The sequence below is a fragment of the Roseateles sp. FW301-B2 genome, assembly GCF_058788955.1.
In genome coordinates, this window is record NZ_JBYTBE010000003.1 from 81,112 (window position 1) to 97,352 (window position 16,241).

General features: G+C 68.2%; 16 protein-coding genes. 7 read left to right on the top strand and 9 right to left on the bottom strand.

Annotation, left to right across the window (positions count from 1 at the left end):
• Positions 1-187 precede the first annotated feature (187 nt).
• Complete coding sequence (locus AC3WQY_RS03610; protein ID WP_492706057.1) at positions 188-982, top strand: exodeoxyribonuclease III; 795 nt, start codon at positions 188-190, stop codon at positions 980-982.
• Between the two features lie 39 nt (positions 983-1,021).
• Here the strand turns inward: AC3WQY_RS03610 and AC3WQY_RS03615 are convergent, their stop codons facing one another.
• Both AC3WQY_RS03615 and AC3WQY_RS03620 read right to left on the bottom strand, forming a co-directional pair.
• Positions 1,022-1,516, bottom strand: a complete 495-nt coding sequence (locus AC3WQY_RS03615) for a VOC family protein (protein ID WP_285234269.1) — start codon at positions 1,514-1,516, stop codon at positions 1,022-1,024.
• A gap of 29 nt (positions 1,517-1,545) precedes the next feature.
• Positions 1,546-2,220: a glutathione S-transferase family protein gene (locus tag AC3WQY_RS03620; protein WP_492705858.1), complete on the bottom strand. Its 675-nt coding sequence runs from the start codon at positions 2,218-2,220 to the stop codon at positions 1,546-1,548.
• A gap of 275 nt (positions 2,221-2,495) precedes the next feature.
• On the opposite strand from AC3WQY_RS03620, the gene AC3WQY_RS03625 reads away from it, so the two are divergent.
• Positions 2,496-3,587 (top strand): cyanophycinase, encoded by a 1,092-nt coding sequence (locus AC3WQY_RS03625; protein WP_492705860.1) that lies wholly within the window; start codon positions 2,496-2,498, stop codon positions 3,585-3,587.
• Here AC3WQY_RS03625 and map read toward each other — a convergent pair.
• On the bottom strand, positions 3,581-4,384 hold the full coding sequence (gene map, locus AC3WQY_RS03630; protein ID WP_285234272.1) for a type I methionyl aminopeptidase: 804 nt from the start codon (positions 4,382-4,384) through the stop codon (positions 3,581-3,583). The two genes, AC3WQY_RS03625 and map, sit on opposite strands and share 7 nt — an antisense overlap.
• Complete coding sequence (locus AC3WQY_RS03635; RefSeq protein WP_492705862.1) at positions 4,381-4,632, bottom strand: ParD-like family protein; 252 nt, start codon at positions 4,630-4,632, stop codon at positions 4,381-4,383. Before AC3WQY_RS03635 ends, map begins: the two co-directional genes overlap by 4 nt.
• A gap of 135 nt (positions 4,633-4,767) precedes the next feature.
• Here AC3WQY_RS03635 and AC3WQY_RS03640 point away from each other — a divergent pair, with 135 nt between their 5' ends.
• Positions 4,768-6,912, top strand: a complete 2,145-nt coding sequence (locus tag AC3WQY_RS03640) for a prolyl oligopeptidase family serine peptidase (protein WP_492705864.1) — start codon at positions 4,768-4,770, stop codon at positions 6,910-6,912.
• Positions 6,913-7,028: 116 nt separating this feature from the next.
• Positions 7,029-8,594 carry a peptide MFS transporter gene (locus AC3WQY_RS03645; RefSeq protein WP_492705866.1) on the top strand — a complete coding sequence of 522 codons (1,566 nt, stop codon included), beginning with the start codon at positions 7,029-7,031 and terminating at the stop codon, positions 8,592-8,594.
• Between the two features lie 63 nt (positions 8,595-8,657).
• On the opposite strand, the gene gcvA is transcribed toward AC3WQY_RS03645, so the two are convergent.
• A complete protein-coding gene (gene gcvA / locus AC3WQY_RS03650) occupies positions 8,658-9,584 on the bottom strand; it encodes a transcriptional regulator GcvA (RefSeq protein WP_492705868.1) in 927 nt (308 codons plus the stop codon).
• A 157-nt stretch (positions 9,585-9,741) separates the two neighbouring features.
• Here gcvA and AC3WQY_RS03655 point away from each other — a divergent pair, with 157 nt between their 5' ends.
• Together AC3WQY_RS03655 and AC3WQY_RS03660 are read left to right on the top strand one after the other, a co-directional pair.
• Positions 9,742-9,999 carry a DUF2917 domain-containing protein gene (locus AC3WQY_RS03655; protein ID WP_285234278.1) on the top strand — a complete coding sequence of 86 codons (258 nt, stop codon included), beginning with the start codon at positions 9,742-9,744 and terminating at the stop codon, positions 9,997-9,999.
• The gene (locus tag AC3WQY_RS03660) at positions 9,999-10,589 is read left to right on the top strand and encodes a GNAT family N-acetyltransferase (RefSeq protein WP_492705871.1); all 591 of its coding nucleotides are present in this window, start codon (positions 9,999-10,001) and stop codon (positions 10,587-10,589) included. Before AC3WQY_RS03655 ends, AC3WQY_RS03660 begins: the two co-directional genes overlap by 1 nt.
• Here AC3WQY_RS03660 and AC3WQY_RS03665 read toward each other — a convergent pair.
• Positions 10,565-11,794 carry an HD domain-containing phosphohydrolase gene (locus tag AC3WQY_RS03665; RefSeq protein ID WP_492705873.1) on the bottom strand — a complete coding sequence of 410 codons (1,230 nt, stop codon included), beginning with the start codon at positions 11,792-11,794 and terminating at the stop codon, positions 10,565-10,567. The two genes, AC3WQY_RS03660 and AC3WQY_RS03665, sit on opposite strands and share 25 nt — an antisense overlap.
• A 114-nt stretch (positions 11,795-11,908) precedes the next feature.
• Here AC3WQY_RS03665 and AC3WQY_RS03670 point away from each other — a divergent pair, with 114 nt between their 5' ends.
• Positions 11,909-12,577 carry an MBL fold metallo-hydrolase gene (locus tag AC3WQY_RS03670; protein WP_492705874.1) on the top strand — a complete coding sequence of 223 codons (669 nt, stop codon included), beginning with the start codon at positions 11,909-11,911 and terminating at the stop codon, positions 12,575-12,577.
• Positions 12,578-12,584: 7 nt separating this feature from the next.
• Here the strand turns inward: AC3WQY_RS03670 and AC3WQY_RS03675 are convergent, their stop codons facing one another.
• The 3 genes from AC3WQY_RS03675 to AC3WQY_RS03685 are packed head-to-tail and all read right to left on the bottom strand — an operon-like array spanning position 12,585 to position 16,171.
• Positions 12,585-13,538 carry a M48 family metallopeptidase gene (locus AC3WQY_RS03675; RefSeq protein WP_492705876.1) on the bottom strand — a complete coding sequence of 318 codons (954 nt, stop codon included), beginning with the start codon at positions 13,536-13,538 and terminating at the stop codon, positions 12,585-12,587.
• Positions 13,539-13,540: 2 nt separating this feature from the next.
• On the bottom strand, positions 13,541-15,154 hold the full coding sequence (locus AC3WQY_RS03680) for an AmpG family muropeptide MFS transporter (protein ID WP_492705878.1): 1,614 nt from the start codon (positions 15,152-15,154) through the stop codon (positions 13,541-13,543).
• 9 nt (positions 15,155-15,163) lie between these two features.
• Positions 15,164-16,171, bottom strand: a complete 1,008-nt coding sequence (locus AC3WQY_RS03685) for a helix-turn-helix transcriptional regulator (protein ID WP_492705880.1) — start codon at positions 16,169-16,171, stop codon at positions 15,164-15,166.
• Between the last annotated feature and the right edge of the window lie 70 nt (positions 16,172-16,241).

Sequence of the window (16,241 nt, forward strand, 5' to 3'; positions counted from 1 at the left end):
CATCCTTTGGCGGTTCCGTTTGCGCACCCAATGCCGGCAAACGTTTGCGATTGAGGGTGCACGAAATCTAGCAGCCACATCGGCACTTGCCAAATCCCCACCGATCGACGGTTGGAAATGTGGGTCGGCCACGACACCGGCAGCGAAGCCCCCTAGACTGCCAGACTTTCGTCCACGCCCCAGAAAGATCACCGTGCGCTTCATCTCCGCCAACCTCAACGGCATCCGCTCCGCTGCGAGCAAGGGTTTCTTCGAATGGCTACCCGAGCAAAAAGCCGATGCGCTGGGCGTTCAGGAGGTCAAGGCGCAGGACGAGCATGTCGCCGGCGTCTATTGCAGCTCGGGCCAGTTGCGGGGCCATTTCCACTACGCCGAAAAGAAGGGCTATTCGGGTGTCGGCCTCTATACGCGGGAGGAGCCCAGCGACCTGATCCTGGGCTTCGGCGTGGAGGAATTCGACAAGGAGGGCCGCTGGGTGGAGAAGCGTTTCGACAAGCCCGGCCGCAAGCTCAGCCTGATCAGCTGCTACTTCCCCAGCGGCAGCAGCGGCCCGGAGCGCCAGGAGGCCAAGTTCCGCTTCCTCGATGCCATCTACCCGCACCTGATGGCGCTGAAGGCGGAGCGCGAATTCATCCTGGTGGGCGACGTGAACATCGCGCACAAGGAAATCGATCTGAAGAACTGGAAGGGCAACCTCAAGAACTCGGGCTTCCTGCCCGAGGAGCGTGCCTGGGTCAGCCAGCTGATCAACCCCGACGCAGGCGGCCTGGTCGACGTGTTCCGCACCCTCAACGACAAGCCCGAGCAATACACCTGGTGGAGCAACCGCGGCCAGGCCTATGCGAAGAACGTGGGCTGGCGCCTGGACTACCACTTCGCCACGCCCGCGCTCGCCGCGCTGGCCAAGCGCGAGCAGATCTACACGGCGCAGAAGTTCAGCGACCATGCGCCGCTGACGATCGACTACGACTTCAAGCTCTGATTTCGCGGGCGGCCGACGACGGCACGCTGATCCATGGCGCTAGGCTTGGCGCGACGCGGGTTTGGATGCCGTCCAGCGCCGCAGCTTCTCACGCGCACCGTTCGTGGCTGGGTCCATGGCCTGATCATGCTCGGCGCGCTTGGTGCACAGCTCGATCACATAGCCATTGGGGTCGCGGAAGTAGATCGAGTCGATGAAATGGTGGTCCGACACGCCGCGGGTCTCGATGCCCGCACCACGGCCTTTGGCAAACATCTGCTCGAGCGTTTCCCGCGACACCTCCAGCGCAATATGCAGATCGAAATCGTGCTGCGCCTTGAACTCGAACGGCATGTCGGGCGCCTCGAAGAAGGCCAGGAAGGAGCCGTCGTCGAGCCGATAAAAGGTATGCAAGGTATGCGTCGCACGGCCGCTTTTCGTCTGCGTGATCTCCAGGGTGCCGCTCAGCGGCAGGCCAAGAAAGTCTTCGTAGAAAGCGCGCGTTGCCTCCGAGTCTCGGCAGCGATAGGCGTTGTGATGCAGCTTGCGAATCATCGTGGCCTCCTCGTCAGCGTCCGGCCGCCCTACACCGCCACCATGGCCTGGCCCTTCAGGGAAGCCGCGTAGCCATCGATCATCTGGTTCACGGCCGCCCAGCTGGGCAAGGCCTTCATGCGGCCCAACCAGGCCCGCAGCTGCGGATAGGCGGCCAGGTCGCTGCCTATGATTTCGGCCAGCGCCACGAAGGCGCTGGCGAAGTAGTCCGCGATCGTCATCTGCGCGCCGCATAGATAGGGATTCTGGGCGCCGAGGATGTGCTGGTCCAGCACCTTGAGCCAGGCCTGCGCGCGCTCGCAGCCCCACTGCAGCTGCGCGCTCTGCGCCTCGTCGCTGCGGCGCTTGTGCAGCGGGAAGATCTGCGGGTAGACCGCGCCATAGGCAAAGTCACGGCACAGCTGGGTGTTGACCCAGTCCATGCGCTCGTTGACGCGCGCACGCGCCTGCAACTCCTTGGGGTAGAGCGGCGAGTCGATCTTGTCGGCCAGGTACTTGAGGATGGCCGAACTCTCGGTCAGACGGAACGCGCCATCTTCCAGCACCGGCACCAGACGATTCGGATTGACGGCCTCGAAGGGCGCCTGGTAATGCTCACCGGTGAACAGGTCCACGAGCTGCATCTCCAGCGGAATCCGCTGCTCCGCGGCAAACAGCATCACCGGCCGGCTGGTGGTTGAGGCGGGGTGGTAGTACAGCTTCATCGATCGTCTCCTGCAGGGCTTGCATTGGAAGTACAGCATCGGGCCGTTCGCCGCGGCAATCCGCAATGTAGCCCTTTCCGCGCGCCTGGCGGAATCAGGTTTCCCCGCTGTCGGGCTTGGCGCCGGGCGGCGTGCAGGGCGTCATCATGTGGAGCGGGTCTGAACGTCGACTCGCATACACCCATCCCGGGGGTCAATGCCCCGGCACGCCAGCCACCGCCGCCCTACACTAGGCCGGCACCTGGCCATTGCCGCGCCGGGTTCGGAGTCGTCCCATGCCTAAGCTTTCACGCCGTTCCTGTCTGGAACTGATGCAGGGCCTGTTGGCCGTATGCCTGCTGTCGATGACGCTGGCCACGCCGGCGCTGGCGGGCGGTTCGGACAAGAAGGTCGGAACCCCGACCTACAGCTCCAGGAACTACGACTACTACCTCACCGGCAGCGCCGACAACCAGGCCCCGCCTACACCCGCCACGCCGATGTCGGTGCTGATGGGGGGTGGCACCGATGTCGACGCCGCCTTCATGGCCATGATTGCCAAGGCACGCGGCGCGGGCAACACGCCGATCGACGTGGTGGTGATACGCGCCTCGGGTGCCGATGGCTACAACGATTACCTCTACCAGATGGGCGGGGTCGACTCGGTCGAGACCCTGGTGGTGAAGACACGCGAGGGCGCCAATGACGCCAATGTCCAGCGCATCGTCGCCGGCGCCGACCTGCTCTTCATCGCCGGTGGCGATCAATGGGACTACATCAACCTCTGGAAGGGTACGGCGCTGGATCAGGCGGTGCAGGGTCTGATCGCCAGAAAGGTGCCGGTGGGCGGCACCAGTGCCGGCCTGGCGGTGCTGGCGCAGTTCGACTTCTCGGCACAGAACGACACCATCACCTCGGCCCAGGCGCTGAGCAACCCCTACGACCGCCGCCTCACGCTGGATCGCGGCTTCATCACCAGCGTGCCCGGCCTGGGCAACACGATTGCCGATGCCCACCTCGTCACCCGCGACCGCATGGGCCGCTTGATGACCTTCCTGGCGCGCATCATCAAGGACGCCTGGGTCCCCCGCCCTGATGACGCGCGCGGCATCGGCGTGGACGAGCAGACCGCCGTGGTGGTGGACGATGGCGTCGGCACGGTGATGGGCAATGGCGCCGCCTACTTCCTGCGCCCCAGCATCGCCGCCACCACCATCCAGCCCAAGACGCCGCTGACCTTCTCCAGCGTACGGGTGGACCGCCTGCGCGCCCAGGAGGGCACGATGGACCTGCGCAACTGGAGCCGCAGCCTCAATGTCGCGCCCTACTGGCTGGACGTGATCGGCGGCGTGCTGACCTCCTCGGGCGCCAACGGCAGCATCTACTGACTGGTGATGGCGGGGTAAGCCCCGAAGCCCTCGGGCCAGGGCGTCAGCAGCTCGAAGCCGCTGGCGGTGACCAGCACCATGTGCTCCCACTGCGCCGACAGCGAGCGGTCCATGGTCACCACGGTCCAGCCGTCGGCCAGATCCTTCACGCCACGCTTGCCGGCGTTGATCATGGGCTCCACCGTGAAGATCATGCCCTCCTTGAGGCGCAGCCCCTCGCCCGGCCTGCCGAAGTGCAGGACATGCGGCTCGTCGTGATAGACGTCGCCGATGCCATGGCCGCCGTATTCGCGCACCACGCTGAAGCCCGCGGCATGCGCGACGCGCTGGATCGCGAAGCCCACGTCGCCCAGCGTGGCGCCGGGGCGTACCTTCATGATGCCGGCGCGCATGGCCTCGTAGGTGGTGTCCACCAGGCGGCGCGCCAGCGGCTTGGGCTCGCCCACGTAATACATGCGGCTGGTGTCGCCGAACCAGCCGTCCTTGATGACGGCCACGTCGAGATTGACGATGTCGCCATCCTTGAGGATCTTGCTGGCCGAGGGGATGCCATGGCAGACCACCTCGTTGACCGAGCTGCACAGGGTCTTGGGATAGCCGTGGTAGCCGATATTGGCCGGCGTCACCTTCAGCTCGTCGACGATGTAGTCGTGGCAGATCTTGTCCAGCGCGTCGGTGCTGACGCCGGGCTGCACAAAGGGCGTGATCATGTGCAGCACCTGGGCGGCCAGGCGGCCGGCTTCGCGCGCCTTGGCGATCTCGTCCGCCGTGCGGATCTTGACGCCGCCGCCCCTCATTGCACGCCCTTGCGGCCGCCGTGCGGCTTGGCCGGTATGGCCGCGATCGCAGCCAGGTCCAGCCCCCCGCTCTGCTCGGCCCGTATCAGCAGCTGGCTGATCTCGCGGTGATCGAGGTCGGGGTGCAACTCGGCCAGCATGCCGATGCGCATCCAATGCTCCGCCTGCGCGTTGATAGAACGTGAAAGCGCGCCGCTGGCAATGCGCAGGCTCTCATGCAGCTGGTCTGAAATTTTGACGATACCCATGCCGACATTCTAAACGATTCGTATACGAAACGTATCTTCACCTCGCATCTGTGCCGGAAGTCATGCGCGCGCGAGTCTGGGCACAATGGCGCGCCCTCACCGGGGCATCCGAGACTCGACAAACAAGAGAGCACGATGAGCAAGACGAACTTTCTGACCGCCATAAGCGTCGCACTGAGCGCGCTGTGCCTGGCCGGCGCCGTACAGGCTCAGAGCCTGAGCTACCCCGCCACGCGCAAGGTCGAACAGACCGACAGCTACCACGGCAGCAGCGTGGCCGACCCCTACCGCTGGCTGGAAGATGACCGCAGCGCCGACACCAAGGCCTGGGTGCAGGCGCAGAACGCCGTCACCGACCAGTTCCTCGCCGCCATGCCGCAACGCCTGCCGGTGCGCCGCCTCTATACCGAGCTCTACAACTTCGAGAAGTTCGGCCTGCCCTTCAAGGAGGGTGGCCGCTATTTCTGGACGCGCAACGACGGCCTGCAGCAGCAGAGCGTGCTCTACACCGCCAGCACGCTGACGGCCGAGCCCGCGGTGGCGCTGGACCCCAACCAGCTCTCCAAGGACGGCACGGTGGCGCTGTCGGGCTACGCCGCCTCGCGCGATGGCAGGCTGCTGGCCTATGGCAGCTCCAAGGCCGGCTCCGACTGGCAGACCTGGCGCGTGCGCGATCTCGCCAGCGGCCGCGATCTGCCCGACACGCTCGAGTGGGTGAAGTTCTCCAGCGCCGCCTGGACGCCCGACGGCAAGGGCTTCTTCTACGCCCGCTACGACGCCCCCGCCGAGGGCGCGGCGCTGACCGGCAGCAACTACTTCCAGAAGCTCTACTACCACCGTATGGGCACGCCGCAGGCCGACGACGCCCTGGTGGCCAGCAACCCGCAAGAGAAGGAATGGGGCTTTGGCGCCGAGGTCTCGGACGACGGCCGCCTCGTCTACATCACCGTCTGGAAGGGCGGCAACAAGAACGGGCTGATGGTGCTGCCGCTTGCCAAGGGCGCTTACAGCGGTGGCGAACCCAAGCCGGTGACGCTGGCCTTCGATGCCGAGTACGTGCCGGTCGCCTCGATGGGCGCCAGCACCCTGATCGTCAAGACCAACCAGGACGCGCCACGCGGCCGCCTGATCGCGATCGACCTGAAGGGCTCGGGCAAGCAGGCCTGGAAGACCCTGGTGGCCGAGGGCAGCGACGCGCTCACCGGCGCCTCCACCGTGGGCGGCCGCCTGTTGCTGCGCTATCTGCGCGATGCCTCCACGCTGGTGCGCATCCATGGCATGGACGGCCGTGCGCTCGGCGAGGTGGCGCTGCCCGGCGTCGGCACGGCCTCGGGCTTTGCCGGACGCAGCGACGACGCCGAGACCTTCTTCGTCTACACCAGCCTCAACTCGCCGGCCACCCTCTACCGTTATGACGTGGCCGTCAACAAGGCCAGCGTGTTCAAGCGCCCGCAGACCGCCTTCGACGCCGAGCAATTCGAGACGCGCCGCGAGTTCGTCACCAGCAGGGACGGCACGCGCTTCCCCATCTTCATCGCCCACAAGAAGGGCCTGAAGCTGGACGGCAGCAACCCGACGCTGCTGTATGGCTACGGCGGCTTCAATGCCGCGATGACGCCCGGCTACAACGTCACCGCCGCCACCTGGATGAAGATGGGTGGCGTCTACGTGCTGGCCTCGATCCGCGGTGGTGGCGAATACGGCGCGGCCTGGCACGAGGCGGGCACCAAGCTGAAGAAGCAGAACGTGTTCGACGACTTCATCGCCGCGGCCGAATGGCTGATCGCCAACAAGTTCACCCAGCCCGCCAAGCTCGCCATCAACGGCGGCAGCAATGGCGGCCTGCTGGTGGGTGCGGTGGTGAACCAGCGCCCCGAGCTGTTCGGCGCCGCGGTGCCGCAGGTGGGCGTGATGGATATGCTGCGCTTCCACAAGTTCACGATCGGCTGGGCCTGGGTGCCCGACTACGGCTCGAGCGAGAACGCCGAGGAGTTCAAGGCCCTGCTGGCCTACTCGCCGCTGCACAACATCCAGAGCGGCGGCAAGCCCTACCCCGCCATCCTGGTGACCACCGGCGACCATGACGACCGCGTCGTGCCCGCGCACAGCTTCAAGTACACCGCGGCGCTGCAGGCGGCCGAGACCGGCGGCGCGCCCAAGCTGATCCGCATCGAGACGCAGGCCGGCCACGGCGCCGGCAAGCCCACCTCCAAGATCATCGAGGAGCGTGCCGACATGCTGGCCTTCATCGCCCACCGCTTCGGCATGCAGCTGCCGTAAGCGCGGCGCTGGCGTAAACGCCAACAAGGCGGCATGCGCCGGCAGGCGACAATCCGGCGCGCGCCACCGGGCCACCCGCCCGGCCGGCGCTTTACGCTATTCAACAGAGCACCGCCATGAGCACCGTGATCAGCACCACTCCGATGGGCGCCGCCGCCGGCAGCGCGCCCGCCACCCACACCATCCTCGGCCACCCCAACAGCCTGTTCGTGCTGTTCTTCACCGAGATGTGGGAGCGCTTCTCCTACTACGGCATGCGCGCCCTGCTGGTGCTGTTCCTGGTCACCGAGGCGTCCAAGGGCGGCTGGGGCTGGAGCCGCGCCGATGCCACCAGCCTGTACGGCTGGTACACCGGCCTGGCCTATCTGACCCCCATTCTGGGCGGCTATGTCGCCGACCGCTTCCTCGGCACGCGGCGCTCGGTGCTGTGGGGCGCCTTCATCATCGCCGCCGGCCATATCGCGCTGTTCCTGGAGACCGTGCCGACCTTCTATCTCGGCCTGGGTCTGGTGATCCTGGGCACCGGCCTGTTCAAGCCGAATATCTCGGCCATCGTCGGCCAGCTCTACAACAAGGACAACGAAGGCGCGCGCGACAGCGGCTACACGCTGTTCTACATGGGCGTGAACGCCGGCGCCTTCTTCGGCATCTCGCTGTGCGGCTATATCGGCGAGAAGGTGTCCTGGCACCTCGGCTTCGGCCTGGCCGGCGTGTTCATGATCCTGGGCGCGCTGCAGTTCTTCTTCAGCCAGCGCCTGTTCGGCAGCATCGGCGACCCGGCCAAGCCCGGCGAGCAGCAGGCCGAGGAAGCGCTCGACGACACCCCCGAGCATGTGGTGGCCGATCGCCTCAAGGCCATCTTCGTGTTCTCCTTCTTCACCATCTTCTTCTGGTTCGCCTTCGAGCAGGCCGGTGGCTCGATGACCATCTTCGCGGCCGACTACACCGACCGCGTGCTGGTGGGCACGAGCGGGCTGGTGTTCAAGCTCATCAACACCGCGATGACGGTGGTGCCGGCGGCCATCCTCTCTTGGCTGCTGTTCAAGCTCTATCGCAGCACCGGCGGCAAGGTCTGGGTTGCCAATCTGTCGCTCGCCACCGCCTTCGCCATCATCTGGGGCCTGTGCCTGTGGATGCTGGGCCGCGAATTCGCGATGGAGCAGAGCGATGTGCCGGCCACCTGGTTCGGCGTGCTGAACAGCTTCTTCATCGTCGTGCTGGCGCCGATGTTCTCCAGGATGTGGGAAGAGAAGTGGAACCCCAGCGGCCCGATCAAGTTCGGCGTCGGCCTGGTGCTGCTGGGCCTGGGCTTTGCGGTGCTGGCCTATGGTGCCCTCGGCATCGCCCCGGGCGCCAAGACCGCCCAGGTCAGCATGATGTACCTGACGCTGGCCTATCTGCTGCACACCATGGGCGAGCTGTGCATCTCGCCGGTGGGACTGTCCTACATCTCCAAGCTGGCGCCCAAGCGCCTGCTGGGCCTGATGTTCGGCGTGTGGTTCCTCAACACCGCGATCGCCAACAAGGTCGCCGGCTCCACCGGCTCCTACATCGACCAGATCTCGGCCACCTACTCGCTGTCGACCTTCTTCCTGATCTTCACCCTGATCCCGATCGCGGCCGGTCTGGTGCTGATGATGTTGAATGGCTGGATGCGCAAGAAGATGCACGGCGTGCACTGACGCGCCAGCGCTTGGCCCCGCAAGGCCGGCTCCCTTCGGGGGCCGGCCTTTTTTCATGCCCGCTCAACCCGCTGCCGCCGCCTGCGCCAGCAGCCATTGCTCGAAGGCCTGCACCGCCGGCCGCGCGCGCGAGGCCGGGTCGACGATGAGCTGGTAGGCGCGTGCCGAGGCGGTGTTGGCATCGAAGGGCGTGACCAGCTGGCCGCTCGCCAGCAGGCCATCCACCAGCGGTCGCCGCCCCAGGGCCACGCCCTGGCCCGCCACCGCGGCGGCGATCGCCTCGGCATAGCTGGTGAAGCTCAGGCGCGCCGCCGGGCGCAGATCGGCCAGGCCCCAGGCGCTCAGCCAGGGTTCCCACTCCATCGGCATGCCGCTGCCATCGCCAGCCATCGCCAGGTGCAGCAAGGTGTGGTGGGCCAGGTCGGCCGGCTCGCGCAGCGGCAGCGCCAGCTCGGCCACCAGGCGCGGGCTGCACACCGGCAGCATCGCCTCCTCGAAGAGCTTGCGCGCACCGCGCAGCGCGCCCAGCTTGCCGTAGCGCACCGCGACGTCGAAGCCCTCGGCGGCGAGGTTGCGGTTGTCCAGCGTCGCGTCAAGCCGCACATCGATGCCGGCGTGCGCGCGTGTGAAGGCCGTCAGCCGCGGGATCAGCCACAGCGCCGCAAAGCCCGGCGTGGTGGTGAGCGCCAGCACCTCGCGCTGCTGCGGCGCGCGGATCTCGCGCATGGTGCTGCGCAGATTGCCCAGCACCTGGGTGCAGCTGGCGAGCAGGCGCTGGCCCTCGGCGGTGAGCGCGAGCGCGCGGTGCCGGCGCGTGAACAGCGCCACCCCCAGCTCCTCCTCCAGCGCGCGCATCTGCCGGCTCATCGCCGACTGCGTCACGAAACGCTCGGCCGCGGCCTTGGTGAAGCTGAGATGGCGCGCCGCGGCCTCGAACGAGGCCAGCAGATCGAGCGGCGGCAGGCGGTCCAGGGGTTTTCTTTCTTGCATGCGCTGGAGGAATGCGATGGGTTCCGATTGATCGTTTGTCAGCGCCCCGGCGGGCGCCCAATATTCGCTCCACACCGGTGTCCCTGCAAGCACCTTTTGCCGGGACCGGCCAGCATGCAGACCTCGCATGCATCGCCCCTACATCAAGGAGCCCGCCATGTTGATCAGCACCGAACAAGCCCAGCTGCGGCTGGAACGCGGCCAGGTTTCGCGCCTGAGCGGCGCCAGGTCAGCCTACCTGGCCAGCGCGGCCGGCACCCTGTGGGTGACCATTGACCACGACCTGCGCGACATCGTGCTCGAGGCTGGCCAGGGCATGGCCGTGGGCGGCAGCGAAGAACTGCTGGTCTGCGCCCTGGGAGGCCCGGCGGTGCTGGAGCTGCGCCCGGCACACGCCGGTTGCGCAGCGCTGTGATGAGCACCGCAGCCATTGCCAGGCCGGGCCTGGACCTCAGCCCCGAGCGGCTGCGCCTGCCGCGCGGCCGCGCCGTGCTGCTGCGCGCCATCGGCGCACAGGATGCCGCCGCCACCCAGGCCTTTGTGGCGGGCCTGTCGCTGGACGCGCGCCACAAGCGCTTCCACGTCGGCCTGCGCCAACTCAGCCCAGAGCTACTGCGCCAGATGACCGAGGTGGACCAGCACCAGCATGTCGCCCTGGTGGCGCAGGCGCTGCGGCCAGCGCCCGCGCAACCAGCGCCGCAGCTGGTGGCGGACGCCCGCTATGTGCGCAGCCCCACGCAGCCCGACGAGGCCGAGTTCGCCATCGCCGTGGCCGACGACTGGCAGAGCCTGGGCCTGGGTCGCACCCTGATGGCACGCCTGGCCGGCCATGCGCGTGCGCGGGGCCTGCGCGCGCTCACCGGCGATGTGCTGGTGGAGAACCGCCGCATGCTGGTGCTGATGCGCGGCCTGGGCGCCGGCACGCGCGCCCACCCCGATGGGCCGCAGCTGGTGCGGGTGGTGTTTGAGCTGGACGCGCTTCAGGTGCTGGCGCGCGCCAGCTGAATCAGTTCATCCAGATGCGCCTGCAGCACGCCGCCGATCGAGGCGTCGATGCTGTTGCGCCCCTGCAGCTCCGCCATGAAGTGCGCCACCGCCTGGCGCGACAGGCCCGGGCGATAGGGGCGGTCCTGCACCATGGCCTGGAAGATGTCGGCCACGCGCAGGATGCGCGCCTCCAGCGCCAGCTTGGCGCCGTCCAGGCCATGCGGATAGCCCAGGCCGCTGGGCGCCTCGTGATGGTCCGCGGCCCAGCTGGCGATCTCCTCGAAGCCCCTCACCTTCTTGAGGATCTGCATGGTCTCGAAGCTGTGGCTGCGCATCACCAGGCGCTCGTCCTCGTCCAGCGGCGCGGGTTTTTCCAGGATCGCATCGGGCACGCGCAACTTGCCCAGGTCGTGCAGCAGGCCGGCGATCTCGAGCTTCTCGCAGTGATCCACCGAGACGCCCATATGCTCGGCCAGGCGGCGTGCGACCCTGGCCACGCCCAGCGAATGGGTGTGGGTGAAGCTGCTTTTCGCATCCACGATCTGCGCGAAGATCGTCGCCAGCTGCATCAGCTCGGCGTTGCTGGCCTGGTAGGGCTGGGCGGTGGCCAGCATGTCGGCCAGGTAGTTGGCAAGCGCATTCGATTCGAGGTTGAGCCAGAACGCCTCATGCGCCGACACCGCGAGAAATGCCTCCACCAGTTCGGGCGCGAAATAGCTGCCGGCGCGCGCGGCGATTTCCCGGCGGATCGGCTCGCGATGCTGCAGCACTTGGCCGCTGGCATAGAAGGGCGCGGCCATTGCATCCACGCGGTCCGCTAGCAGGACCAGATTGGCCTGGCGCGCCAACTCCAGCGGCAGCTGCCGGCCGGCCAGTAGGGCGTCCCAGCGCGTGTGGTGGTAGCGCACCGGCAGCGCCATGCGCGCCAGGGGGGCGAAGTCCTTCAGCAAGCCGTAGCCGGTTTCCGCATGGGCTTGCGAGCCGGCCCAGTCGAACTCGGCGATCAGGTGCTGGTGGGTGGCGGTGCTGGACACGCCGATGTCGTGCAGCAGGCCCAGGTCGAACAGGAAGTGCACCTCCGCCGCCGGCCACTGCATCGCCTTGGCGCATTCGGCCGCCATCACGCCGACGCGCTTGCCATGCGCGATGTCGTCCACACCCACCAGATCCAGCGCGTCCGAGAGGGCATAGACCAACTGGCGAAGATCGACATTGATGCTCATGGGATGGGTCCGGTTGGCGCGCGCCTAGCTCGATTCCACCACGGCGGCGGCATGCGCGTCCGTGACGCAGTTCGCTGCCGCGCCGCAAAGTTAGCTACATTGAGCGCCCCAACGATGTCTCGTCCCCAGGCCGCTCCCACCATGTCGCTGCGCTACCAAATCATCCCCGTCACCGCCTTCCAGCAGAACTGCTCCCTGGTCTGGTGTGACGAGACCCTGGACGCGGCGCTGATCGACCCGGGCGGCGAGATCACCAAGCTGCTGGCCGAGGTGCAGCGCCTGGGCCTGCACCTGAAGGCGATCTGGCTCACCCATGCCCATATCGACCATGCCGGCGGCACCGGCCAGCTGGCGCGCGAGCTGGGGCTGCCGGTGATCGGCCCGCATCCGGGCGACCAATTCTGGATCGACGGCCTGCCGCAGCAGAGCCAGATGTTCGGCTTCCCGCCGGCGGAGCCCTTCGCGCCCACGCAGTGGCTGCAGGACGGCGATCATGTGCGCATCGGCAAGCAGGAATTGCAGGTGCGCCACTGCCCCGGCCACACGCCCGGCCATGTGGTGTTCTTCTCGGCCGCGGCCAAGCGCGCCTTCGTCGGCGATGTGCTGTTTGCCGGCGGCGTGGGGCGCAGCGACTTTCCCGGCGGCAACCACAACGAGCTGATCCGCTCCATCACCCAGCGGCTCTGGCCAATGGGCGACGACACCGTCTTCATCCCCGGCCACGGGCCGGAGAGCAGCTTCGGCGTGGAGCGCCGCAGCAACCCCTACGTGCGCGGCACCTGAGTCGGGCTCAGCCCTGGCGCACCGGGATGGGCGGCGCGATCTCGAAGCGCCGCGTCGGCTTCTCGGCACGCTGGTACAGGCCCGCCACCTGGGGCAGGCTGGCCTCGATGTCGCGGATGCGCGTCGGGCCCGAAGGGTGGGTGGACAGCCATTGCGGCGGCGCGCCCTTGGAGACCTGGCCCATCTTCTGCCACAGGCTCACGCCGGCCGCCGGGTCGTAGCCGGCGCGCGCGGCCAGCTCCATGCCCACCAGATCGGCCTCGGTCTCGTCCTCGCGGCTGAAGGTCAGGGTGAGCAGCTGGCTGCCCATGCCCAGCAGCGCGTCGCCCACATTGCCCAGGCCCAGCAGCGAAGAGACCACGTTGGCGCCCAGGCGCGTCAGCCCGTTCTTGCCCATGCGCTCGCGCGCATGCTCGCGCAGCGCATGCGCGACCTCGTGGCCCATGATGGTGGCAACCTCGTCGTCCTCCAGCTTGAGCTTCTCGAGGATGCCGTAATAGAAGGCGATCTTGCCGCCCGGCATGCAGAAGGCATTCAGCTGCTGACTGGCGAACAGGTTCACCTCCCAGCGCCAGTCCTTGGCGCGCGGGTTCCACTCATAGGCGTGCGGGATGATGCGCTTGGCAATCTCGCGCAGGCGGATCACCTGCGGATGGTTGGCGGGCGCCAGCGCGCGCTGCTGCGCCGCCTCGCGCTGCATCTGCACATATTGCTGGGCGGCGGCCTGCTCCACCTGCTGGGCCGGCACCAGATCGGCGGCCCAGCTCTTCTTGCCCACGTTCACGCCTTCGCGCGCCCATAGCGGCGTGGCCGCGAGGGTGCCGCCCGCTGCCAGCAGGCCGGTAAACAGGCGGCGCTGCGGTTGCGCGGCCGCGCAGCCGCGGCACTCGCAGCGGCCAAAGCCGTAGCGCGGGGCGCTGGGGAGGTGGGCGTCGGCGCCCGCGTCGAAATTCGTGCTCATGATCAGTCGTCCAAGTTGGAGGCGTTCGCCGGGACTTCAAGCGCCTCCACGCTGGCGCGCAGCTTCTTCAGCAGCCACAGCGCCGGCAGCGCCAGCACGATGGAGACGAGGAAGAAATCGGGCCAGCCGATCGCCTCGGCCAGCACCCCCGCCAGCGGCCCCACCCAGACCCGCCCCACCGAGGCGAAGGCCGAGAGCAGGGCGAACTGGGTGGCCGTGAAGCGCTGGTTGCACAAGCTCATCATGAAGGCCAGGAAGGCCGCCGTGCCCATGCCGCCGCTGAGGTTCTCCAGCGCCACCACCATCAGCAGGCTGCCATCCACCTGGGTGGCCTGGGCCAGCTTCACGAAGCCCCAGTCGAAGGCCGGCACCGTGAGGGCGCCGAGGCTGCCGGCGCCGTACTGGGCCAGCCACCAGAAGCCCAGATTGCTGGCCGCCTGCAGGATGCCGAAGGCCATCAGCGCGCGCCACATGCCGATGCGCAGCATCAGTGCGCCGCCGACGATGGCGCCGCCGATGGTGAGCCAGAGCCCGAACACCTTGTTGGCCACGCCCACCTCGGCGGTGCCGAAATGCAGGGCCTTGAGCAGGAAGGGCGTCATCAGCGCGCCGGCAAAGGCATCGCCCAGCTTGTAGAGCACGATGAAGGCCAGGAAGGCCGCCGCGCCGGGCTGGCCGAAGTAGTTGCGCAGGCCGCCCAGCAGGGTCTCGAAGCGCGCCGCGCGCGCCGCCCAGGCGGTCAGCGGCAGGGTCAGCGCGATGCCGGCCAGCAGGATCAGCAGGTCGGTCCATTTGCCCTGCAGGCCGGTGGCCACGCTGCTGCCCGCCCACAACGGCGCCAGCAGGGCCTTGATCGCGGGGGTCAGGGCTTGCTCGGTGAGCACCACGCCAGCCACCACCGCCAGCACCACGGCGACAAAGCCCAGGATGTCATGGCGCGCCACGCTGGCCGGCGCGGCCGCCTGCCTGAGGCGCGGCAGCGCCAGCGCCGAGAAGGCGGCGGCGGCCAGCATCAGCCCGGCCATCAGGCGGTAGACCTCGGGCCAGCTCCAGCCGCCGCCCTGCGCCACGTCCACCCAGATGAAGGCCACGCCGCCCGAGAGAATCATCGCCATGCGGTAGCCCACCACCTGCAGCGAGCTGCCCAGGCCGCGCTCGCTGGCGGCCAGCACATCGGTGCTGTAGGCATTGATCACCACATCCTGCGAGGCCGAGAGAAAGGCCACCAGCACCGCCAGCAGCGCGAAGGCGCGCGTCGCCGCGCCGGGCGAGGTGCCTGCCATCAAGAGCAGGGCGCCGGCCAGCAGCAATTGGGTCAACACGATCCAGCCGCGGCGCCGGCCCAGGAGCGGCAGCTCGAAGCGATCCATCAGCGGCGCCCACAGGAACTTGAAGGTATAGGGCATGCCCACCAGGCTCAAAAAGCCGATGGTGGCCACGTCCAGGCCCTCGGCCGAGAGCCAGGCCTGCATGGCCTGGCCGGTCAACGCCAGCGGCAGGCCCGAGGCAAAGCCCAGCAGGCAGACCACCGCCAGGCGGTAGAGGGCCGCGGCGCGGGCGCTGAGGGTGGGCTGTTGCTGCGGGGGCGGCAGGGCGGCGCTGGGGGTCGATGACATGCGCGGATTCTAGGGAGTCCGGGCGGTCCGCCCCTGGCCTCGCAGCGCCTCGCCCAGCTCGATCTTGTTGCTGACCCCCAGGCTCAGATAGGCGTCGCGCAGATAGGTGCGCACCGTCGCCGGGCTCAGGGCCAGCTCGCGCGCAATCTCCTTGTAGGACTTGCCCTCGGCAAACAGATGCACCACCCGCATCTTGCGCGGCGCCAGCCCGGGCCGGCCACCGGCCTCGGCGCGCCGCAGCAACCAGAGCTGTTCGCCGCGGCGGCTGGCGTGCAGCGTACCGCCGGGCAGGCGCAGCTGCTGGGGCAGGCGCCGCAGCTGGGCCAGCAGTTCGGCCGGCAAGGTGATGCCGTCCCATTGCGGCCAATGCGACCACAGCAGTTCGCACAGGGCCGGGCCGGCGAACAGCAGGCGCCCGTCGGGCAGCGCCGCCACAGCGGCGCGCGCCAACTCCTCCTGCGCCACGGCCGACAAGGCGTCGCGCAGGCGCTGATGCCACAGCTGCAACGCATGCAGCAACAATTGCTTGAACAGCAGCGCCTCGGCCGCGTCGAACGGCGCAGCCGCGGCGTCGCGGTACACGACCATGAAGAAGCCATGCCCGCTCGCCAGCGCGTCGATGCGCAAGGCCATGCCATGGTGCAGGCCATGGCGCTGGCTGAATGCCGCGACCTCCGCGGGCGAGTCGTCGTCCTGCGAAGCCTCGAAGCGCTGCACCTGGCCGGCCTGCCTGAGCGTGGTCTCGGCAAAGCTGTCCACCAGCGCGATGGCGCGCCACTCGGCGGTAAAGCTGTCCGGCAGGCCGATCGTCTGGGTCTGATAGATGGCCGGCACCTTGCCGGGGCCGAGATCGGTGCCCAGGCCCCACCAACCGCGTGCAAAGGGGATCTGCGCCCTCAGGACGCTGACGGCCTGGCCCAGAAATTCGGCGGCGCTGGCCTCATGGGCCAAGGCCCCCAGCCGCAGCAGGGCGGCGCTGAAGCGCTCCAAGGTGGCGGGGCTGAGGGGGTCGGACATGCGGGCAGGATTCGCGCGGCGCCCCAGCTTAGCCGGCCGGCGCCTGCTTGCGAAGCCTCCTCATTTGCGG

Coding starts and splice junctions, on each gene's coding strand:
- AC3WQY_RS03615 (WP_285234269.1), bottom strand. CDS start 1,516: ATGATTCGCAAGCTGCATCACAACGCCTATCGCTGCCGAGACTCGGAG.
- AC3WQY_RS03620 (WP_492705858.1), bottom strand. CDS start 2,220: ATGAAGCTGTACTACCACCCCGCCTCAACCACCAGCCGGCCGGTGATG.
- AC3WQY_RS03625 (WP_492705860.1), top strand. CDS start 2,496: ATGCCTAAGCTTTCACGCCGTTCCTGTCTGGAACTGATGCAGGGCCTG.
- map (WP_285234272.1), bottom strand. CDS start 4,384: ATGAGGGGCGGCGGCGTCAAGATCCGCACGGCGGACGAGATCGCCAAG.
- AC3WQY_RS03635 (WP_492705862.1), bottom strand. CDS start 4,632: ATGGGTATCGTCAAAATTTCAGACCAGCTGCATGAGAGCCTGCGCATT.
- AC3WQY_RS03640 (WP_492705864.1), top strand. CDS start 4,768: ATGAGCAAGACGAACTTTCTGACCGCCATAAGCGTCGCACTGAGCGCG.
- AC3WQY_RS03645 (WP_492705866.1), top strand. CDS start 7,029: ATGAGCACCGTGATCAGCACCACTCCGATGGGCGCCGCCGCCGGCAGC.
- gcvA (WP_492705868.1), bottom strand. CDS start 9,584: ATGCAAGAAAGAAAACCCCTGGACCGCCTGCCGCCGCTCGATCTGCTG.
- AC3WQY_RS03655 (WP_285234278.1), top strand. CDS start 9,742: ATGTTGATCAGCACCGAACAAGCCCAGCTGCGGCTGGAACGCGGCCAG.
- AC3WQY_RS03660 (WP_492705871.1), top strand. CDS start 9,999: ATGAGCACCGCAGCCATTGCCAGGCCGGGCCTGGACCTCAGCCCCGAG.
- AC3WQY_RS03665 (WP_492705873.1), bottom strand. CDS start 11,794: ATGAGCATCAATGTCGATCTTCGCCAGTTGGTCTATGCCCTCTCGGAC.
- AC3WQY_RS03670 (WP_492705874.1), top strand. CDS start 11,909: ATGTCTCGTCCCCAGGCCGCTCCCACCATGTCGCTGCGCTACCAAATC.
- AC3WQY_RS03675 (WP_492705876.1), bottom strand. CDS start 13,538: ATGAGCACGAATTTCGACGCGGGCGCCGACGCCCACCTCCCCAGCGCC.
- AC3WQY_RS03680 (WP_492705878.1), bottom strand. CDS start 15,154: ATGTCATCGACCCCCAGCGCCGCCCTGCCGCCCCCGCAGCAACAGCCC.
- AC3WQY_RS03685 (WP_492705880.1), bottom strand. CDS start 16,171: ATGTCCGACCCCCTCAGCCCCGCCACCTTGGAGCGCTTCAGCGCCGCC.